Origin of the sequence: Pseudomonas lactis (assembly GCF_001439845.1) — a bacterium.
GTDB lineage: Bacteria > Pseudomonadota > Gammaproteobacteria > Pseudomonadales > Pseudomonadaceae > Aquipseudomonas > Aquipseudomonas lactis.
This window is the reverse complement of record NZ_JYLO01000002.1, coordinates 111,627-131,102: the sequence shown is the minus strand read 5'-3', so window position 1 is coordinate 131,102 and position 19,476 is coordinate 111,627. Positions and strand designations below refer to the sequence as shown.

Sequence of the window (19,476 nt, the reverse complement as noted above, 5' to 3'; positions counted from 1 at the left end):
TTTAACCCTCGGCGCTGACGGCGGCCAGCTAGGGTTTGAGAGGACAACGTCATGACCCGTCGACACGAATCTGAAAATACCGATTGCAAACCTTATAAAAGACTTATTAACCTCCATGAACTCAATCCAATGGACCCGAAAAGCCGTCAAACAATTGCTTCGGTTGCATTCGTATCATCAGCAACAGGTACGCGATGCCGTGTCCGCTCTTGAACACATGCCCGATGCAATCAACGTCAAGGTGCTGGTTAACCATCCTCACAGCTATCGCTTGCGGGTAGGTCATTACCGGGTCCTTTTCGACTGGGACGGCAGCATCCAGGTCGTCAGCATCCAAGAGGTTAAAAAACGTGACGAGCGAACCTACTGCCGTACAGATCATCCACAATACGCAGGGCAAGCCAGCCTATGTGGTGATTCCCTATGAACACTATGTGGCGCAGCAAAACGATCCAAACCTGATTCCCCATGCGGTAGTCAGCCGCCTGGTGGATGGCGCAACACCTATCCGCGCGTGGCGCGAGCACCTAAGCTTGACCCAGGAAGAAGTCGCCCAACGCCTGGGTATTTCACAATCGGCATTTGCCCAGCAGGAAGCGGTCAGCAAACCCCGCCGCACCACGCGGGAAAAGATTGCCAAGGCGTTCGGTATCAATGCCAGTCAACTGGAGCTATAACGGCGCGCTGCAAAAATTCACGTACCCCTTCACCTCACATCGAGCTCAAACATGCTCTACCGCCTAGTCGCCGACGGCCTCGTGCTGTTCCACCTGGCCTTTATCCTGTTCGTGCTGTTCGGCGGCCTGCTCACCCTGAAGTGGCCCAGGGTAATGTGGCTGCACCTGCCCGCCGTTGCCTGGGGCATCGCGGTGGAGGTGCTGCACCTGCCCTGCCCACTCACCCGTTGGGAAAACCTGTTTCGCCACTTGGCCGGGCAGGATGGTAATGGCGGTGGGTTTATCGAGCATTACATTCTGACGATGATCTACCCAGCCGGGCTGACTGCGAATACTCAATTAGTGCTGGGGGCCGTGGTGGTGGTGGTCAACCTCGCCGTGTATGCACGCCTGATCAAACGCAAGTAGGCAGGCAACCCAGGCCAACCAGGGTGGCCTCCACCGCCTGTTCCAGCGGTGTGTGGGGCTCATGGCCGAGCGTCGCGAGCAGGCGCTGGTTATCCAGGCGCAACGGTGTTTGCCACAGGTAGCGCATCTCCTGCATCTCACGCACGGTGACGACAAAAGGCGCCGCCCAGTTCAACAACCACCAGGGAAACGCGCCGACCCTGGGTTGCTGGCCCGTCCTGCGCAGCACCACACGCTGGATCGTCTTAGCCATCTGCGTACCGTCCGCATCCATGTACCCAGCCATATGAAAGCAGGCGAAGGCGCCAAGACTGGCACGACGCTCAATCAACTCAAGCATTGTACGCGCTACGTCCGGCAGATAAGCCCATTGATGGGCCACGCCGTAATCGCCTGGGTAGCGGATGGTGTGCACCGGTTTGCCGGGTTTGACCAAGCCTTGGGCAAACCAGTTATTGGCCACCCTGGCGCCGAAAAAATCCCCAGCGCGCACAATCACCACCCGGGCGCCCTGAGTGGAAGCGGCTCGCAAGCGCTGCTCCATCTGCACACGGATCGCGCCCTTGCGAGTCAGCGGGTGCTGGGGTGAGTCTTCGTGCAGCACAGGGAATGCATCCGGCCCGAAGTTGTAGACCGTGCCGGGCAGCACGACTGTCGCGCCTTCGCAGATGGCCGCCGCAATGGAGTTGTCGATCATCGGCAACACCCACTCGGCCCATTTGCGATAACCCGGCGGATTGACGCCGTGCACGATTACCGCGCAGCCCCGGGCGGCCGCGATCACGTCGTCGCGATTCAGGGCATCGCCTTTTAGCCACGTAAAAACAGGATTTTGGCTGCGAGCCTTGATCAGATCCCGAGTCAACGCCCGCACCTCCCAGCCCGCCGCGCTCAACTGCCGCGCCACTTCGCCACCAATGCCACCGGTTGCACCCAAAACCAGAACCTTGCTCATCACCCTCTCCCACTGTTGGTTGATGAGGGTATGTTGGATGCGGAACAGCTATAGAGGAATTGCCCAAGAGTATCGAGCCGCTATACATTTATGTATGGCTACGGATATCGGTTGGGAGCTTTACCGGTCATTTCTCGGTGTACTCAAGGAAGGATCGCTGTCGGGGGCCGCACGGCAGCTCGGCATCACCCAACCCACGGTAGGGCGGCACATCGCCGCGCTGGAAACGGCGCTGGGCGTCGTGTTGTTCACCCGCTCGCCCTCAGGCTTATTACCCACTACGGTCGCCCACACACTGCGGGCGCATGCAGAAACCATGGCGCGTACCGCCGCCGCCCTTGAACGCGCCGCCTCGTCCCAAGGCGATGAGGTGCGCGGCGTGGTACGAGTATCGGCCAGTGAAGTGGTGGGTGTGGAGGTACTGCCGCCGATCATCACGCAATTGCGCCGGGAACACCCGCACCTGAAGGTGGAACTGGTGCTGACCAACCGCTTGAGCGACCTGCTGCAGCTGGAAGCCGACATTGCCGTGCGCATGGTGCGCCCCAGCCAGGAGCAGCTGCTGGCGCGGCGTATCGGCCTGATCGAAGTCGGCCTGCATGCCCGTGACGATTACCTGCAGCAACACGGCATCCCCCAACACATGCACGACCTGGCCGGCCACTCCGTCATCGGCTTTGATCAAGCCACTGCATTTATCCGCAGCCTGGCAATCAAGGGTTTTGAGCGCAACGCCTTCGCCATCAGTAGCGACAGCGACCTGGCGCAACTGGCAATGATCCGCGCCGGTGCCGGCATCGGTGGGTGCCAGGTACAACTGGCCCAGCGCGACCCACGTCTGCGCCGAGTGCTGCCTGACGGCTTCGCATTTAAAATGGACACTTGGGTAAGCATGCACGAAGACCTGCGCAACAGCCCACGCTGCCGGGTGACATTCGATGCACTGGTGGCAGGTTTGCAGCGTTACGTACAGGCTTGAGACAGCTGCGCTGGTGAACAATCAGCGCACCTCAATCCGTTCGCGGTCGCCCCATGTCCGAAGCCTTCGAAGTTCCCAGCCCCCACGAAAAACACCTTGAACACACCACCGAGCATGCTCACGGCCGCGGCGATAGCTTTGCCAGTCGTATCGCCGTGATGACCGCGATCATGGCGACCGTCGGTGCCATGCTCAGCTATCAGGCCGGCTCCAGCGAAAGTGAAGCTGCGATGGACAAGAACAACGCCGCCATCATCAAGACCGAAGCCGCTAACCAGTGGAACTACTACCAGGCCAAATCCAGCCGCCAGAACCTGGCAGAACTGGCCAGCCATATTCCCGGCGTGGATGCGGCGCATTACCAGGCGGAGATCGAGCGCTACAAGCGCCAGAAGGAAGAAGTGCGTAAACAGGCCGAAACGCTTGAGGCCACTTCACGGGACTGGGACCACAAATCCGAGGAAGCGCTGCACCAGCACCATCGCTGGGCCCAGGCGATGACGGCGATTCAGATCGCGATTTCATTGGCGGCGATTACCCTGCTCACGCGCAAGGAATGGCTCAAACGCATGTCGTACACCGCCGGCGGAGTGGCGGTGATGTTGGGTGGCCTGGCGTGGCTGCATCTCTGACACGCCGAAGAATAAATGTGGGCGCTGTCGAGCCCCGGCGAGGCTGCGATGGGATCACCGCGCAGTACCCGCCAGACTGAGCCATCTGCATGCCAGCCTTGCTGATCGATTTCAATCTGTCAACTGAGGGCTTAAAGTGTCGCCCCCGAGAATTGAATCTCGAGATTGAATCTATGGAGTTATGAGTGAAATACGTCAGTAAAGTCGTAGCAGCAGCCGTACTTGGTTTCACCCTGGCAGGTTGCACCGGCACCGCCATGAAAACCCAGCAATACGACGCCAGCCAATACACCGTGCTGGGCCACAGCGAAGCCAGCGCCACTGGCATCATGCTGCTGGGCGTCATCCCCATCGGCCAGAACAACCGCTTCGTGCGCGCCCAGGATGCAGCCATCAAGGCCAAGGGCGGCGACGCGTTGATTAACACGCAAGTGCAGGAAAAGTGGTTCTGGGCTTGGGTATTGAACGGCTACACCACCAAGATCTCCGGTGATGTGATTAAGCTGAAGACCGCGCAATAAGTGTGAAAAAGCCGCTTGATCTCGGTATGAGACAGCGGCTTTTTAGCGCAAGTGATAAGCGGGTGTGCTACGTCGAGAGCAGCCGATTAAAGGAAGCAGTCATGCGAATATTGTTTGTATCACTCTTCTGTTTTTTTATAACGGCGTGTTCAAGCAGTCCAGCAACGCTGTTTATAGACCAAGTCAAAAACAGCCAGACGCCTTTGGCTCTCACACCGGTGGAAGCCCTGCATATTTCGCAGGCGGTACCCATGCCTGTCGACCCCGGCTGGCGACCACCTCAATGGAAAATTACCGCCGCAGAACCTCGTATCCTGATCAATGGAACGCCCTCTAATTATCGAGTGTTCAGCACTACCCTGGTTAAAGACAAAGTCTTCCATATCAACGTTAACTCTTGGTGCGTCAACGCCTGCTTAGGATTCAGCAAATACGCGTTGAACCCGTATTTAATCCTCATGGATGCCCAGGGTAATGTGCAAGGCGAAGGCTTTGGCAAGGCGACCGGCATAGTCGGAGTCATCAACCAAGCCTTGACCGGTACAGTGAAAAACAGCGGTACTTATTACCTCATCGTCGCCGCAGATAATCGGGCACCGGGAGAGACCATTGTTATCGACAACGTCCTGCTGATCGGCGCTGCAGCTAGCCCGATAGCGCCTTTGCGTATTGGCATGAACAGTTACCCATTTGGCTCAGTCGGACCGTTTCTGAATACCGAAGAATCGCCTTGAAGCGGTGACAGATCTGCCTTCGAATCACCGGCGCGCCCCCTGAAGCTCATTGGGGTAGCTAACCCCAAACACTACAGTGCAGGCGAAGGCAGGTATGATCCAGGCTAACCCGGCCAGACTGGACCTACGTACATGCCTGCCTCCGACACCCGCCCTACCCCCGCGCCATTCCTCAAGCCCGGTGAAACCGTGGTGTTGTTCGACGGGGTGTGCAAGCTGTGTAACGGTTGGGCAAGGTTTCTGATCCGCCACGACCGCCAACGGTGCTTGCGATTAGCCGCCGTGCAGTCACCTGAGGGCCAGGCGCTGCTGGCGTGGGCGGGGTTGCCGCTGGAGCAGTTCGACACCCTCGCAGTGATCCGCGATCGGCACTGTTGGGAGCGTTCGGAGGCGGTGTTGCAAATCATTGCGCAACTGCCTGCCCGCTGGCGCCCAATGCTGCTCCTGCGCGGCATCCCGCGCTTTCTTCGGGATTGGGCTTACGACCGCGTCGCGCGCAATCGCTATCGGCTGTTCGGGAAATACGATACCTGTCTGTTGCCGAACGCGGATCATGAACAGCGCTTTTTGAAGGATCAGCCATGAACCCCCTGTTGCGCATCAACTGGATCGCGCGGGGCGGCCTGGCTTTCATGTTTGCTTACCATGGGCTGGTGCCGAAGCTGCTGTGGCTAAGCCAGGGTGAGCGGGCAATGATCCAGGCGCACGGGATCGAGCAGGTGCAGTTGTTCGCCACGCTGGCGGGGTTGGCGTTGTGTGCGGTGGCTTGGAATCCCAAGCCCTGAACGGCATTTATTTCAGCCCGAGTGCCTCAAGTGCAACGGCCAGCGCTGATGTCAGCCATACAGCAACAGCCCAATCAACTGCCATGGCGTCATCTTCGTGACCATGATCAGCACGATCACAAACATCCCAGAGAAACCCAAAACTCCCATCCAGAACCATTGCCTATAGACGCCGCGGTATCCATCACCAAGCGCCCTGCCCGTCTCAACCGCACTGAGCGCCATCTGCTGCAAACGCTTCTGCAGCACCAGCACCGGCAGCCAAAGAGCCCCCACACACAGGAAGATGATCAGCGAAGTCAGCACCCATTCGGTGGTCAACCCCAGTCCGGCAAGCTTGATCAATACAAAGCCGGTAATGATCTGAATGACGCCCGCCGGCGTAGTGATCCAGGTATCGAACTGCACCACCATCCGCGCCACATGGGCAATCACTTGCGGGTTGGCCGTACGGCTCGCGGCGATCAGATACAGATACGAGCCCATGCCGAAGCCAAACAGGAAAATCGCCGCGATGATGTGGATGTATTTCAGGCTCAGATAGAGCATGGTCAGCCCTGCCCGTCAGAGAAATGCACGGCTAGGCTAAGGTTCGCCGGGTCGTTGATGGCGGCCATGTATTCGTCGACGGTGATTTCGCCAACGCACGGCCGCGCACCGGGTTCAGGCACATAGCCTTGGGCGACTTTGAGGGCCAGAGCAACGGCGGCGCAGCTGGGGATTTCCGGGCCTTTGTCATTCAGCGCCGTCAGTTGCACCGCCAGGGACAGCGGTTGCCCTTCTGCACCGAGGCCGTTCACGTCGATGTACATCGCGCTTTTGCCATCGCCAAAGCGCTCGAACCAAGTACCCAGCCGATGCAGCCGCGCAGCCCAGGCAAGATGGTCACGCACGACGCCCCACCGCAGCGCCTGGGCCAGCAGATAGTTGGCGACACCGCCAAGCTTGAGCCCCGCACCAGCCTTGAAGCTCAGGGTGTGGGCACCATAGCGGCCAGCAAAGATGTCCATGTCGGGCACATCCACATTCGCCAACACCCGCGTGCCAAGCTCAGGCATTTTGCGCAGCGTCAGGTCCTGCCAGCCCAGCACTTCATGCACCTGACCATGCCTGAGCTGCTTGATGGGTTTGCCCGCGTAAGCCAGCACACCTTCGACGGTGGACAGGCCCGGCATCTTGGCCGAGGAGGAAATACCGTGCTCGATCGAGTCGATACGGGTGAAGCGATAGCGATACTGATCGATGATGGCGCACGACAGCGTCGGCACGGAGCTGCACCCGCTAAGGATCGCCACGCCTGCCTGCCGTGCTTGTGCATCCAGCACGCTCACACCGTTGACGAAGGTGCGGCAGTCGGACAAGTCGCAGTAGTTCACGCCAGCGTAGATGCAACTCTGGGCGACAGCATAGGACTGCCCCTGGAACGGGCCGCCGGTGTGGATCACCCACCTGATGTTCATCGAACGCAAAACGGAGGCGAACCCGGCTCCCATGGCATCGCCGCACCAGCCCTCGCAAGCGGTGTTCGACTGGCTTTTCAGCTCATCCACCTTGCGCTGCAGCTTATGAGGGTCGCGACCCGAAATCACCAGTTCAATGCCCGGCGCCAACACCAGATGCCGGCAAACGATGCTGCCGAAATTGCCGTAGCCACCGACTACCAACACCCTGAGTGTCATTCCATTCTTCCCTAAACAAACGATCATGCGCTGCGCCTGAGGCAGGCTGGCGGCTGAGGCGGCAAAGATACCCGATTTGCTTAACAGCTAGGGCCAGATCAACAGAGAGAGTGAGAAGAAGGACTACGGTTTTACAGAGCCCTGATCACCAGCCCGCCCCACAAGCCGTCTCAGACCACCTGCAACGGTTTACCGCGATCAATTGACTCCAGGCCAGCTCTCTACATATTCAATGGTGAAGTCCGGATAGGAATCGACAATCTGGATCTTGTAATCAGGATAGCTATCGACGGTTTGCCATTTCCCGACAGAATCAGGCCAGGAATCCACCTTCTTTACTTTGAGGTCGGGGAATTGATTCACCACCTTCACCTTGTAGTCGGGATAGCTGTCCACGAACTGAATCTTGCCGTAAATCTTCGACACATCGACCGTCGTACCGGCGTGAGCGCAAAAAGTGCAGGTCAACAGCAAGGAAGCGAGGGCAACTTTGAACATGAGTGCTGCATCCTGAAAAATTGAGGCGTCCAGTCTATCCGTAACCGCGCAGGCCGTGCCGAAAAACGCCTATCCCTTAAACTCACCCGCCCCATTGCCGACGGCGTCAACATACGCCACACACAACAACTCGGAGATCTGGCTTTTGACTGCTTTGGTCGATTCTGGGCGCGGGTTTCACCTTTGTTGTTTCCGGACTTTGGATAGCAACCCTGAGCCGGAAATAGCATGAGGGTTCCCGTCGGCGAAGTTAGCGATAAAACACAACGCTGTGCGGGCCATAAAGTAAATAAATCCGTCCCCTTTTTCCGGTAGTGATGCGGTGGTGCTGAGTGACTTTGCACTGCTCTGTTCGATTCCACTGCGCGATGGATGCGATTTGCTCGATGTCATCGGGCGACGAATGGACGCGCCGTGCGCATGATCTAAAAACAGCAGGTTTCAAACTCAAAAATTAAAAAACCCCAGGTTTCTTTCGAAACCTGGGGTTTTGTTTGCTGTGAACGTGGTGAAACGAAAATCAAATAAACCTGTGCCTTCGCCAACTTCTGTTACGCGTGCGATATCGGGCTCAGTTGACGATTCATCGCAATGATATCCGCATGACTAGGGTTGGGACCCAGCTTCGCGAAATGCTCTATCATGCGATCCCGAGTTTTTGGCGCCTCACCTTTAACTGCCGCATCAAGGGCCCGGCGCATATCAACGGCGGTGTAGTCGCAGCAGTACGCAGGGGTTGCAGGTTGTTGCCGCCACGACTGCTCAAGTGAACCCGCATTGACTGGATCAAAACCTGATTCGCTCACCAGCTCCATGACTGTCTGCACACCGACCTGATCGTCCCCAGCGACCGCCGCCGCCAATCGTCCAGGCGTGCCCTCGGGCTGGCCTAGCTCAGCGAGCGAATAGGCTAACAAGTTGTTGAACGCCTTGATCACCGGCCTTCCAATCTGTTTCGAAACCCAAACGCTTTCGGCCATGCCTTCATCTATTTCCGGAATTTTTTGGTCCCTCACGCCCGGGTAGTAATTGCCGGTATCCACGACAGGGACGTCCAATGGAACAGATGCGAACAAGTCAGCAGGCAGATCAGCCACTGCTGGGAAAGGGATAGATAAAAATATCACTTCGGCATCTCGAACAACGCCCGAAATATCTGCAGGTACCGCCCCTATCTCGTTGGCGAATGCACGAACCCCCTCAATGCCTTTGGAGTTAGCCACTTGCACATCATGGCCTGCGGCAATCATCTTCCGGGCAAGGGTTGCGCCAATGTTTCCTGTCCCAATCACTCCAATTTTCATGAGTTCTCGCTCGTATAGGTTTCGGGTAGGCGCCTACCTTAGGAGAACAGTGAGATAATGATAAGTACACACCAAAAGGTAAGTAACGAACCAAACTATGAACAGTGAACGAGAATGGGACTGTGGCGACCCAAAAAATCGAGTGAAATGGGCTGAAGCAACCATGGAGACCCTCCGTGTACTGGAGGGAAAATGGAAGATAATCATCCTTTGCCAGCTGTTCGCAGCCAAAGGTCCTCTGCGCTTTTCCGATCTTGAAAAGCTCATAGAGGGTATCAACCAGAAAATGCTTATCCAGCAGCTCAAGCAGCTCGAAAAAGACGCAATTGTTCGCCGCACGGTTTACCCGCAGGTTCCACCGAAAGTTGAGTATGAGTTGACCGAGGATGGATACGCGTTAGGGCCGTCGATGCAGGCTTTGATTGAATGGGCCGAACAGAGGCGCAGCCCTTTTGACGAGGCCTAAAACCACAAACCCCCGGCTTTCTTTATGAAAACCAGGGGTTTGTGTTTACTTAATGTGGCGGTGAAGGAGAGATTCGAAAGTACCCGCACCCTCAATCTCTCGGTCGAGGCCCCGGAATACAAGGGCTCCAGCGGTGCCAGGTGCGCAAATTCATTCCCATGCCATTCCCACGGCCGACAACTGACACCTGCGTACGCGTGCGCATTACACGCGTTAGGGCATCAAATCTGAAATCTAGAGGGGGGCAAAAAAAAGAGTAACATAAGTAATCTTGACCGTTTTTTACTCTCAAACCATTGAAATTAAAGGGTTTTATGTTTTCGGCAAAAGGTAATATTTAGGTAATATTTAAGTAATCTGATTACTCTTTATAAATGTAATTCTGACCTTTATAAAAACCCTTTAAAAACAATAGCTTGCCTAAAAATTACCTTTTCAATTACTTCTCTGTTACTCCTTTTTGTAATACCAAACCCCACGGATTACGTGGCCTCCAGCCCGATCCCTTGGGGTGGTTACTGAAATTACTCTTTTTGAGATGCCCCCCCTCCAGCTGTACAACAGCCGCTACAGACCGCTCACAGAATTCACCCCTCGGTGCAGGGTTCCGCAGGCTTTTGACCTCCCCACAATGCCAACCAAGCGCCCAGCCTGCGCCGCCGAGAGTGGTCCGCAGGTGTGCAGAAAAAAAGACCCATTTAGCCCGCAGGCGAGGTGGGGGGACGACGGCGCGCGCCGAGTGATGAAGCACGTCACAGCCCCATTTGTGGCACGTCACTACCCCACTTGTGGCACGCCAACTCCCCGCCTTGGCAGCCGCGAGCCGGGCCTGTCCTGGCTGCGACTGCGCGGTAGGCCAAAACATGCTGAAAGCCCCGTATTTATTGGCCCACGCAGCTCCCTACGCTTGCCGTGACAGCCAGCAAATGCTATGTTGAAATGGGTTTTTTCATGCTGCTGTAGGGCAAAATTTCATCTATCTCAGCTGACATTTCCCTGCCAAAACCCTCTCTCCCCTACAGCTCGTCGCCTCAAATCGCGCCAGAGTCAAACCTCAATTACTGTATGCGCATACAGTATTGGATTCGCACTCATGAACAATGACGACGACACCTTCGGATGGCTGGGCCTTCCTACCCCGTTGGAAATGTACCGACAGCACTGCCGCCTGCTGGAGAACGAGATCCAGGAACTGAACGCGCAGCTACGCAAAGCGCGGGCGGATGTTTTCGGTATCAGCCAGATGCTGTTGGACGCCCAGGCAAAGAACGCAGAGTTTGCTGGCTACCTTCGTCAGAAGGGTGGTGAAGCGGCTGAGATGCGGCAGCAGATCTCAAAGCTGACAACGTCCGACAACTTAAGCAGGCAAAAAGCAGATTGTTTGCAACAGATCATCAATGAAATGAGGCTTGGACCGATCACGATTGTCTAAGATCAAACGGAGAGGGCCTGACTATGTGCGGAAGACTGTCGCAGTACAGAGGAATCCACGACTTTGTTGCGGCACTGAGCATGCCCAATGCCTTGGCAAACTCGGTGGGTGATCAGCCGATCGAGCGATACAACGTAGCCCCAACCACCCAGGTGGCGTTACTGCACCTGCAGGGTGACCTGCTGCACGCTGATGCGGTTCGGTGGGGATGGAGGCCACACTGGGCGAAAGACCGTGCCGCGCCCATCAATGCACGCGTCGAGAAAGTCGCCCACGGGCCGTTCTTCCGGGCGATCTGGCCGCACCGGGCGATCACGCCTATCGACAACTGGTTCGAGTGGGTAGATGAAGGTGGGCCAAAGAAACAGCCTTATCTGATCCGTAGGCGGGACAGCGCGCCTATCTTGTGCGCGGCCATCGGCCAACTACCTGACGCCGTTGCAGGCCCAGGCGAGCATGACGGCTTTGTGATCATCACCGCTGACAGTGCCGGCGGCATGGTGGACATTCACGACCGGAGGCCCGTGGTTCTGGCGCCTGACCTTGCCCGGGAATGGCTTAACCCGGCAACGCCGAAAGAGCGTGCCGAGCAGATGGTGTTGCACCAGGGCGAGCCGGCCGAGGCCTTTGAATGGTTCAAGGTCAGCGCCGCCGTGGGCAACGTGAGAAACAAGGAAGCCAGTTTGATTCAGCCAGAGCCCTAGAACAGCCCCCCCAGTGCCGCCGGCTCCCAGTTCATGATGACGAGCTCGCCGCTGACCTCGGCTTTTCCCTGCCGCTGATTGGTAGTGCTGTATCGAATATCCACCGTCTCGAAGTGGAACCCGTCAAACACACGTCGGATATCAGGGTGGTCGTTGATACTCACCATCACCTTGCCCTTGCACCGCCGCATGAAGTTGGCCATCCGCTCATAGTTCTCAAATGGAAAGTCCACCCCATAACCAGCGGTCTGCCAGTACGGCGGGTCCATGTAATGAAAGGTGTGCGGCCGGTCGTAGCGTTCCGCACACTCCAGCCAGCCCAGATTCTCGACGTACGTACCCGACAGCCGTTGCCAGGCAGCAGACAGGTTCTCCTCGATCCGCAGCAGGTTGATGGCAGGGCCAGTGGTGGCGGTACCGAAGGTCTGCCCGCTGACCTTGCCGGCGAAGGCATGGTGCTGCAGGTAGAAAAACCGCGCAGCCCGCTGGATGTCGGTGAGTGTTTCCGGCCTGGTCATCTTCTGCCATTCGAACACCTGGCGGGAGCTGAGCGCCCACTTGAACTGGCGCACAAACTCCTCCAGGTGGTTCTGCACCACGCGGTACAGCGTCACCAGATCGCCATTGATGTCATTGAGGACTTCAACCGGCGCGGCCTGGGGCCGCATAAAGTAAAGCGCGGCGCCGCCGGCAAAGACCTCGACGTAACATTCGTGAGGTGGAAACAGCGGGATAAGGCGATCTGCCAGGCGACGCTTGCCGCCCATCCACGGGATAATTGGTGTGCTCATTAAGTGATCCTTGTTTCAACAATTGGATTCGCTTAGGCTTCGCACCCCCTGCGCAGTGGGGCGAGGCCTTGGTTGGAGCACTCGGCGTGTTCGAGTGATTCAGCGTCGAGCGGGTGTTAGCGCACCAACTCGTCGCCTCGTTTACTGCGCGGGGGTACTATTTCTCCCCCGCTCCAAGTTCAAAGGGCTTGAAGCGCACGACCTCCTCGCCGACCCAGTCATTGAGAAGGGCCAGGCGTGTCTGAATCGGCTCAAGCTCAAGGGTGGCCCAGACTTCCCCGGCTTCTTTCGGCGAGCCAAAGCCCCCGGCGTTTTTCGGCACGATGCCCATCAGTTGGGGATAAACCCGCAAAGCTGCGAGTACATCGCCCTGAGTCTGGTCCTTGATCGAGTTGAATTCGTCCTTGGCCGAAACTTCGCTGACCGGTATTAGTTGTATGCCTTCTTTCTTCCCGTTCGGCGCGTACACAAACAGGTTGCGGAAGTTGCCCGGCCCCTTGGAATTTTTCAAAGCGGTGCGCAAGTCGTCGATGTCGGATTCGTTCTGCGCCGCGTCCGTCATGTAAAGGATGAAACCCGCATGACTGCCGTTCTCGTAGTACTTGCGGCGAAACAACGTCGCCGATTGGTTCAACAGCGCCGATTGCAGCGCACAGAGCCACTCGGGCAACCCGTAAATTTCCTGGTGCAGATCCAGCTCCCGCAAATGGAACACGCTGCCCTGGTCAAACTCGTGCTCACTCTTCCACCCCTGCACCTGAAAATAACGCCCGTCCTTACCTGCCCGCATGTACTTCGCCAGCACGGGCTTGAGCGTCACAGGCGTACCCAGCAACGACCGCCGCGCCTCAACGTACCCGTTGCCCAATGCCAAATAGTCCTGGGCGTACTGGTCAAATGCCTCGCGGGTCAGCAGCTTGTGCGGGATGAACGTGCGGGTCAGTTGGTTGCGCTTGAAGCGCAGCCCCGAGTCGAGGTGAACGCTGGCCTTTACCGACCGGGCAAGTCCATCCAGCGACAATGGAGGCTCATACCAGCGCCCGTTAAACCAGCACTCCAGCGAGTCGAATATCTCCCTGGCCGACAACACCGACTCCGGCTCGCCGAACGTGAACGCCACCGACTTGTGCTCACTCACTGCCTGCTCCGTGGCAACTGCCACCTCATTTTTTGTACTCATCAAAAAAGCTCCATCCGCCCGGTATTGGCAGCCGTCTGCCCTTCGAGCGGTTCGTGGTGTAGTGCATGGAAAAGAGCCCAGGCCAGGTCGGCATGGCCGGTTGATTCGCTACGTCCTGCGGTATAGGTGAACTGCCGGCCGCTGGCGGTGATGGTTTTGCGAATGGCCATCAGTGATTGCGCGAAGTCCGTCCAGCCTGCGTCGAACTCCAGCCGGCCCTTGTGGATCACGTCATAGGCCTTCATTACCAGGCGCGACTTCACCTCTGGCGAATAGCTGAACGTTGTAAGACCGGGGAAGAACTGCCGCACCAACTGCGCCACGCCCGAGCCCATGCCCGTCGTGTCGATGCCGATATAGGTCACCCAATAACGCTGGGTCACCATGCGGATGGACTCGGCCTGCGCCGCGAAGTCCATCCCCCTGAACTGATGCCGCTCGATCACCCGGAACTTACCGCCTGGCACCATCGGCGGCGCCACAACCACCAGACCAGAGCTATCGCCGGTTTCTGCCGGGTCATAGCCCAACCACACCTGGCGGTCGGCCAGCGGGCGCGGTGCCAGAGGTTTGTAGTCCTCAACCCACTCAACCCAGCTGTCCACCATGCACGACTGCAACATCGACAAAGGGAAGATGCTCGCCCCGTCATCCACAAACTGGCACATCAGCAAGTTTTGGAACGCCTCGGCGTCGTACTCCTGGCGCAGTTCCTCAAGATCAAACAGTTCACAGCCGCGCTGCTCGGCGTCCAGAATCGTGACGATCTGCCGCCACACCTTGTCCTCGCACAACCGCCCCTGTTGGAGGGAATCGTGGGACACATCCACGGAAATGCGGTTGGCGGCAGGCTTGCCCTTGTTGAAGCGCTCCCCCGTCCAGAACGTGTAGGCCTCATGAGCCATGCTCGACGGCGTGCTGAAGTAGGTGCGGCGGTATTGCTTCTGCATCGCCATACCCGAGGCGACCTTGTTGAGTTCCTTGAACTTGAACGTCCAGAAGAATTCGTCGAAGTAGAAATTGCCGTGGTAGCCCTGGGCGGTTCGTGCGTTGGTGCCTAGGAAGTGCAGCTCCGCGCCGTTCGCGAGCGTGATGGGATCGCCAGTCAGCTCGACGCCGACAACTTCCCTGGCAAAAGACTGAATATACGACTTGAAAATGTGAGCCTGATTCTTCGACGCCGACAGGAAAATCTGGTTGCGCCCCGTAGTCAGAGCGTCAATCAACGCCTCCCGAGCGAAGTAGAAGGTCGCTCCGATCTGCCGGCTTTTAAGGATGGCCCTGGTGCGCTGATTGCCAGCCTTGTACCAATCCAACTGATAGCCGAAGCACCCATCGACAAACGCCTGAGTGAGCAGCTCGATATGCTCCTCGCTGAACTCATTTCGGCTCGGCTTTTTCTTCGGTCCACTGTTGCGGTCATTCAGTTTCGGGTTGAGCTCAGACTCGGTACCGCCGCCTTGGAACCGCTCAATACGGGCCTGGCGCTCCAACTGCCGGTGGAGCAGATCAATTTCCTTGAAGTCGCCTCCGGTCTTGCCGTCCTTCAGGATCAGCTGCACCAACCGCGCCTCCAGCGCCCCGCCGATGCGTTCGACGTTATCAGCCCGGTCCCACTCGTCACGGGCCTTCCAGCTGTGGACGGTCTTCTCTTTTTCGTCCAGGTACTCGGCAATTTCGGTGATGCGCCAACCCGTCCAGTACAAAAATTTGGCCTGGCGACGGTTATCACGGACGGGAATTTCAGCGAGAGCATTCATGGCGCAGATGCTGCCTCCCGCGCGCGTGGCACACCCGCTCTGCTCCCTGTAAAGCCTTGCTCTACAAGTGCGGCTCGTTGCCCGCGAGGCCGCAGCTGCCGACCATGCCCACATCGCAACGGCAGTTCGCCGCCACCGCACTGAGGACTCCCCATGGCCAGCAGCACCAAACAGAAATTCCGCTCCAAGTGGACCCGCATTGCCGTAGAAGGCGCGACTACCGATGGCCGCATCATCGAGCGGAGCTGGATTGACGACATGGCCTCGCAGTACAGCCAGAACACCTATGGCGCTCGCATCAACTGCGAACACATCAAGGGTTACTGGCCCGGCGGCGAGTTCGGCGCTTATGGCGACGTAGTGGCGCTCAAGGCTGAAGAAGTCGAGATTGCCGGAATCAAGAAATTGGCGTTGTTCGCCCAACTCGAACCGAACGACGCATTGCTGGCCTTGAACAAGGCCGGTCAGAAGGTCTACACCTCGGTCGAGATCCAGCCCAAGTTTGCCGATAGCGGAAAGGCATACCTGGTCGGCCTCGCCATCACTGATACCCCTGCCAGCCTGGGCACCGAAGCCCTGAGCTTCAGCGCTACACACGGCACCTTGGCCGGACGCAAACAGGACAAAGACAACCTGTTCAGCGCTGCTGAGGAAGCATTACTTGAATTCGAAGAAGTCACCGACCAGCCGAGTGCTTTTGCAGCAATCAAGGCCAGGCTCGGTGAGTTCATCAAACTGAGCAAGGACAAGGATGGCAAGGACGCCAACACTTTCTCCGACATCGGTGAAGCGCTGGAAAGCCTGGTAACCCTCGCCACCCAGCAGGCTGAGCAAGCCGACGCTTCAAGCAAGGCCTTGGTCGATCTGAAAAAGCAGTTCACCAGCCTGGATACCGAGCTTAAAGAGCTCAAAACCAAGCTCGGGCAAACCGCTGACCTCAGCCAGCCACAGCGCCCGCATAGCACAGGCGGTGCAGGCACCGTCCTGACTGCTTACTGAACCCACGGCCCAACACCGACAAGCCTATTCACCGGAGAACACCCCCATGCGTAAAGAAACACGCTTCGCCTTCGCCGCCCTGGCCGTGCAGATCGCCCTGCTCAATGGCGTAGCCAGTGCCCACGAAAAATTCAGCGTCGACCCCAGCATCCAGCAAAAACTGGAAGTTGCTGTGCAGGAATCCGATGGTTTCCTGAAACAGATCAACATCATTGGCGTAGACGAACAGTCAGGCGAGGCCTTGCTGCTGGGTGTTAACGGCCCAGTTGCAAGTCGCACGGATACCTCCACAGGTACCCCCCGCAGCCCGTTAGGCCGCAGCACGCTGAGCAAAGATTCCTACACCTGCAAGCAGACGAACTTCGACAGCGCGTTCCCCTACGCCCTGCTGGATGCCTGGGCCAAGTTCCCCGACTTCCAAGTCAAGCTAAGCAACGCGATCATCCTGCGCCAAGCGCTGGACCGCATCATGATCGGTTTCAACGGCACCAGCGCCGCTGCGACCACCAACCGCGCCGCTAACCCACTGTTGCAAGACGTCAACATCGGCTGGCTGCAAAAAATCCGCCTCAGCGCCGACGACCGCGTGCTCGATGCTGCCACCATCGGCCCCCGCAAAGTCATCAAGGTTGCGGGTGTCGACACCGTATTCGAGGGCGATTACGCCAACCTCGACGGCCTGGTGTTCGACGCCATCCAGATACTCGACCCGTGGCACCGCACCCGCCCGGATCTGCGCGTCATGGTTTCCCGCAACCTGATGCACAGCAAGCTGCTGGCAGCCGTGGAAAAGGGTGCCGACTCCAACCAGGAAGAAAACGCCGCTCAAGAGATTGTCAGCCGCGCCCGTTTGGGTGGCCTGCCGGTCGTCGACGCCCCGTTCTTCCCGGATAACACCGTCCTGGTCACCACCCTCAGCAACCTGTCGATCTACTACCAAAACGGTGCCCGCCGTCGCCACTTGAAAGACGAGCCCGAGCTGGATCGTGTCGCCGACTACCAGTCCTCCAACGAAGCCTATGTCATCGAAGACTTCGGCCTGGTCGCACTGGTGGAAGGCATCACGGCCGTCAACTATCCAGCACCGACCGAGGCCTAAGAGGCGCGCCATGCATCAGACACCAGCCCAACGTAACCAGCTGCGCAAACGCGCAGCCATTGAGGCCGCCGCAACTGCGCCGGCCACTTCAATGGAAGGCGCTACTGCCTACGAGCACCAGTTGGCCCAACTGGCTCAGCACCGCGCGCGCCTCAAGCAGGTGCAGTCCAACCAGGGCAAAGCTGAACTCAAGGCGCTGCTGATCCCTGAGTACGAACCATACGTGCAAGGCGTGCTGGCCGCTGGCAACGGTGCCCAGGACGAAGTCCTGACCACGATCATGCTCTGGTGCATTGACGCGGGCGGCTACGGCGGCGCGCTGACGATTGCTGACTACGCCATCAAGCACGGTCTGAAAATGCCGGACCGCTTCGAACGTACCACCGGCACCTTGATCGCCGAGGAAATCGCCGAAGCCGCCCTCAAAGCGCAAAAGGCTGGCGATCGTTTTCCACTGGAGTTCCTACAGGAAGCCCAGCGCATCACTGCTGAACAGGACATGCCGGACCAGGCTCGCGCCAAGCTGCACCTGGCGCTCGGCAAAGCACTCGCAGCCATTCCTGATGATTCGGCTGCCGACAACCTGGTAGCCCTGGCAGAGGCTAAGCAGCACCTGGCCAAAGCCATCGACCTGCACAGCAACTGCGGTGGCAAAAAAGATCTGGAGCGCGTCGAGCGTCTCCTCAAGAAACACACTGCCCCAAGCAGTTAACCGAGCGTCCCCACGCACCCCGCCGGCTCGGGGCGGATCGGCCAGGCCGCTCCTCCTGAACGTGAAGCCCCGACCACCGGCGACCCATTTTCTGAGTGCTGTTCCATGAGCGCATTTGTAGCCAGCGGCCCAGTCACCGGCGGTCACATCAACACCGACCCGTTCTGGCCCTCAATCGACCTTGAGCAGCTCCGCGCCACTCTACGCATCGACAACAGCGTCACCCCCGCTCGCCTGGAAACTGCCGTAATCGCTGCAGCGATCAACCTCAATCGTGAGCTGAAGTTGTGGAAGGCCCAGCAACTGGCCGCCGGCTACACCACGCTGGCCGACGTCCCTGACGACAAGATCAACGATGTATCGGTGCAGGCCCACCTATACCGGCGTGCGATCGAGGCCGGTACCGGCGCCGAAGTCTGCGAGCGGTACCGCGACTACAGCGCAACCAACACCGGCACCGATAAAGCAGAAGAAACAGCCCCGACCATCGACGACTACCGCCGCGATCTGCGCTGGGCCGTGCGCGACTTCCTCGGTTTAAGCCGCACCACCGTGGAGTTGATCTGATGCCCGTCGCTGTCCGCACGAACCAAAACGACACCGTTGACGCCCTCTGCTGGCGGTTCTACGGCCGCACTGCTGGCGTCACCGAGGCCGTGCTTGAAGCCAACCCCGGCCTGGCTGACTACGGGCCCATCCTGCCGCACGGCCTTGTCGTCAACATGCCCGAAGCCCAAACCAGCGCGCCCCAGCGGCAGATGGTGCAGCTATGGAACTGACCCTCTGCAACCAAGGAAACCCACACCATGGCTGATCCGACTTCCAGCGTTGTGTCTGGCCTGCTCATTGGCTTGGGCCTGGCCAGCGTCACGCCAGTCATCGATGACGGGGCGCTATTCGGCGCCATCCTCGGTGCCTGGCTGGTTACCAGTACCAAGCGTGACCTGAAGGTCTGGCAACGGCTGGGCTCACTATTCCTGTCGGCCGGCGTGGGCTACCTGTTCGCACCGATGGCTTTACAGGCAATTCCGTTTATCACCAGCGGTGGCAGCGCCTTTCTCTGCGCACTGGTGGTCATCCCGATCAGCATCAAACTGATGGTTTGGGTGGAAAAAGCGGATATCTGGGACATCTGGCGTCGAATCAGAGGGGGCACCTGAC

Annotated in this window: 25 protein-coding genes and 2 pseudogenes; 19 read left to right on the top strand and 8 right to left on the bottom strand. The window is 58.2% G+C overall.

Annotation, left to right across the window (positions count from 1 at the left end; genetic code table 11):
- Window positions 1-115: 115 nt before the first annotated feature.
- The 3 genes and pseudogenes from TX24_RS30255 to TX24_RS03495 form a co-directional block, all read left to right on the top strand.
- Window positions 116-367, top strand: a pseudogene (locus TX24_RS30255) (type II toxin-antitoxin system RelE family toxin); the annotation flags it as partial.
- Window positions 351-677: a helix-turn-helix domain-containing protein gene (locus TX24_RS03500; RefSeq protein WP_003193344.1), complete on the top strand. Its 327-nt coding sequence runs from the start codon at window positions 351-353 to the stop codon at window positions 675-677. The pseudogene TX24_RS30255 and the gene TX24_RS03500, both read left to right, overlap by 17 nt.
- Before the next feature lie 51 nt (window positions 678-728).
- Entirely contained in the window at window positions 729-1,085 is a 357-nt protein-coding gene (locus TX24_RS03495; RefSeq protein WP_057709729.1) for a DUF2784 domain-containing protein, read from the top strand.
- Here the strand turns inward: TX24_RS03495 and TX24_RS03490 are convergent.
- Window positions 1,072-2,040 (bottom strand): NAD-dependent epimerase/dehydratase family protein, encoded by a 969-nt coding sequence (locus tag TX24_RS03490; protein WP_014719514.1) that lies wholly within the window; start codon window positions 2,038-2,040, stop codon window positions 1,072-1,074. The two genes, TX24_RS03495 and TX24_RS03490, sit on opposite strands and share 14 nt — an antisense overlap.
- A 94-nt stretch (window positions 2,041-2,134) precedes the next feature.
- Between TX24_RS03490 and TX24_RS03485 the strand changes: the two genes are divergently transcribed.
- The 6 genes from TX24_RS03485 (at window position 2,135) to TX24_RS03460 (ending at window position 5,691) form a co-directional block, all read left to right on the top strand.
- Entirely contained in the window at window positions 2,135-3,019 is an 885-nt protein-coding gene (locus tag TX24_RS03485; protein ID WP_057709728.1) for a LysR family transcriptional regulator, read from the top strand.
- 53 nt (window positions 3,020-3,072) lie between these two features.
- Window positions 3,073-3,651 (top strand): DUF4337 domain-containing protein, encoded by a 579-nt coding sequence (locus TX24_RS03480; RefSeq protein WP_003193347.1) that lies wholly within the window; start codon window positions 3,073-3,075, stop codon window positions 3,649-3,651.
- A gap of 185 nt (window positions 3,652-3,836) precedes the next feature.
- Window positions 3,837-4,172, top strand: a complete 336-nt coding sequence (locus TX24_RS03475) for a hypothetical protein (RefSeq protein ID WP_003193349.1) — start codon at window positions 3,837-3,839, stop codon at window positions 4,170-4,172.
- A gap of 101 nt (window positions 4,173-4,273) precedes the next feature.
- On the top strand, window positions 4,274-4,906 hold the full coding sequence (locus TX24_RS03470) for a hypothetical protein (RefSeq protein ID WP_003193350.1): 633 nt from the start codon (window positions 4,274-4,276) through the stop codon (window positions 4,904-4,906).
- Between the two features lie 132 nt (window positions 4,907-5,038).
- Complete coding sequence (locus TX24_RS03465) at window positions 5,039-5,491, top strand: thiol-disulfide oxidoreductase DCC family protein (protein ID WP_057709727.1); 453 nt, start codon at window positions 5,039-5,041, stop codon at window positions 5,489-5,491.
- The gene (locus tag TX24_RS03460; protein ID WP_082628741.1) at window positions 5,488-5,691 is read left to right on the top strand and encodes a hypothetical protein; all 204 of its coding nucleotides are present in this window, start codon (window positions 5,488-5,490) and stop codon (window positions 5,689-5,691) included. The genes TX24_RS03465 and TX24_RS03460 overlap by 4 nt, the downstream gene beginning before the upstream one ends.
- Window positions 5,692-5,742: 51 nt before the next feature.
- On the opposite strand, the gene TX24_RS03455 is transcribed toward TX24_RS03460, so the two are convergent.
- From TX24_RS03455 to TX24_RS03445, 3 genes are all read right to left on the bottom strand, one after another.
- On the bottom strand, window positions 5,743-6,240 hold the full coding sequence (locus tag TX24_RS03455; protein WP_003193355.1) for a DUF2269 family protein: 498 nt from the start codon (window positions 6,238-6,240) through the stop codon (window positions 5,743-5,745).
- Window positions 6,241-6,242: 2 nt separating this feature from the next.
- The gene (locus TX24_RS03450; protein WP_057709726.1) at window positions 6,243-7,370 is read right to left on the bottom strand and encodes a saccharopine dehydrogenase NADP-binding domain-containing protein; all 1,128 of its coding nucleotides are present in this window, start codon (window positions 7,368-7,370) and stop codon (window positions 6,243-6,245) included.
- Window positions 7,371-7,568: 198 nt separating this feature from the next.
- Window positions 7,569-7,868, bottom strand: coding sequence for a 7(1) septoil knot domain-containing protein (locus TX24_RS03445; RefSeq protein WP_003193360.1), 300 nt, complete (start codon window positions 7,866-7,868; stop codon window positions 7,569-7,571).
- Between the two features lie 313 nt (window positions 7,869-8,181).
- On the opposite strand from TX24_RS03445, the pseudogene TX24_RS32390 reads away from it, so the two are divergent.
- A pseudogene (locus TX24_RS32390) lies at window positions 8,182-8,292 on the top strand (short-chain dehydrogenase); the annotation flags it as partial.
- A 127-nt stretch (window positions 8,293-8,419) separates the two neighbouring features.
- Here TX24_RS32390 and TX24_RS03440 read toward each other — a convergent pair.
- Window positions 8,420-9,172, bottom strand: coding sequence for an NADPH-dependent F420 reductase (locus TX24_RS03440; RefSeq protein WP_057709725.1), 753 nt, complete (start codon window positions 9,170-9,172; stop codon window positions 8,420-8,422).
- 97 nt (window positions 9,173-9,269) lie between these two features.
- On the opposite strand from TX24_RS03440, the gene TX24_RS03435 reads away from it, so the two are divergent.
- The 3 genes from TX24_RS03435 to TX24_RS03425 all read left to right on the top strand — a co-directional run bounded on the left by TX24_RS03435 (window position 9,270) and on the right by TX24_RS03425 (window position 11,774).
- The gene (locus tag TX24_RS03435) at window positions 9,270-9,638 is read left to right on the top strand and encodes a winged helix-turn-helix transcriptional regulator (protein ID WP_003193365.1); all 369 of its coding nucleotides are present in this window, start codon (window positions 9,270-9,272) and stop codon (window positions 9,636-9,638) included.
- A 1,093-nt stretch (window positions 9,639-10,731) separates the two neighbouring features.
- Entirely contained in the window at window positions 10,732-11,070 is a 339-nt protein-coding gene (locus TX24_RS03430) for a hypothetical protein (protein WP_057709724.1), read from the top strand.
- Between the two features lie 23 nt (window positions 11,071-11,093).
- Window positions 11,094-11,774, top strand: coding sequence for an SOS response-associated peptidase family protein (locus tag TX24_RS03425; protein ID WP_057709723.1), 681 nt, complete (start codon window positions 11,094-11,096; stop codon window positions 11,772-11,774).
- Here TX24_RS03425 and TX24_RS03420 read toward each other — a convergent pair.
- The 3 genes from TX24_RS03420 to TX24_RS03410 all read right to left on the bottom strand — a co-directional run bounded on the left by TX24_RS03420 (window position 11,771) and on the right by TX24_RS03410 (window position 15,505).
- Window positions 11,771-12,565 carry a DNA adenine methylase gene (locus tag TX24_RS03420; protein ID WP_057709722.1) on the bottom strand — a complete coding sequence of 265 codons (795 nt, stop codon included), beginning with the start codon at window positions 12,563-12,565 and terminating at the stop codon, window positions 11,771-11,773. The two genes, TX24_RS03425 and TX24_RS03420, sit on opposite strands and share 4 nt — an antisense overlap.
- A gap of 157 nt (window positions 12,566-12,722) precedes the next feature.
- Window positions 12,723-13,745, bottom strand: coding sequence for a phage portal protein (locus tag TX24_RS03415; protein WP_057709721.1), 1,023 nt, complete (start codon window positions 13,743-13,745; stop codon window positions 12,723-12,725).
- A complete protein-coding gene (locus TX24_RS03410) occupies window positions 13,745-15,505 on the bottom strand; it encodes a terminase ATPase subunit family protein (protein ID WP_057709720.1) in 1,761 nt (586 codons plus the stop codon). Before TX24_RS03410 ends, TX24_RS03415 begins: the two co-directional genes overlap by 1 nt.
- A gap of 153 nt (window positions 15,506-15,658) precedes the next feature.
- Here TX24_RS03410 and TX24_RS03405 point away from each other — a divergent pair, with 153 nt between their 5' ends.
- From TX24_RS03405 to TX24_RS03380, 6 genes are all read left to right on the top strand, one after another.
- Complete coding sequence (locus TX24_RS03405) at window positions 15,659-16,504, top strand: GPO family capsid scaffolding protein (RefSeq protein WP_057709719.1); 846 nt, start codon at window positions 15,659-15,661, stop codon at window positions 16,502-16,504.
- 46 nt (window positions 16,505-16,550) lie between these two features.
- On the top strand, window positions 16,551-17,603 hold the full coding sequence (locus TX24_RS03400; protein ID WP_057709718.1) for a phage major capsid protein, P2 family: 1,053 nt from the start codon (window positions 16,551-16,553) through the stop codon (window positions 17,601-17,603).
- 10 nt (window positions 17,604-17,613) lie between these two features.
- Window positions 17,614-18,315 (top strand): phage terminase small subunit, encoded by a 702-nt coding sequence (gene gpM / locus TX24_RS03395; protein ID WP_057709717.1) that lies wholly within the window; start codon window positions 17,614-17,616, stop codon window positions 18,313-18,315.
- A 105-nt stretch (window positions 18,316-18,420) separates the two neighbouring features.
- Window positions 18,421-18,882: a head completion/stabilization protein gene (locus TX24_RS03390; protein ID WP_057709716.1), complete on the top strand. Its 462-nt coding sequence runs from the start codon at window positions 18,421-18,423 to the stop codon at window positions 18,880-18,882.
- Complete coding sequence (locus TX24_RS03385; protein ID WP_057709715.1) at window positions 18,882-19,094, top strand: tail protein X; 213 nt, start codon at window positions 18,882-18,884, stop codon at window positions 19,092-19,094. The genes TX24_RS03390 and TX24_RS03385 overlap by 1 nt, the downstream gene beginning before the upstream one ends.
- 27 nt (window positions 19,095-19,121) lie before the next feature.
- A complete protein-coding gene (locus TX24_RS03380; protein WP_019818195.1) occupies window positions 19,122-19,475 on the top strand; it encodes a putative holin in 354 nt (117 codons plus the stop codon).
- Window position 19,476: the final 1 nt, after the last annotated feature.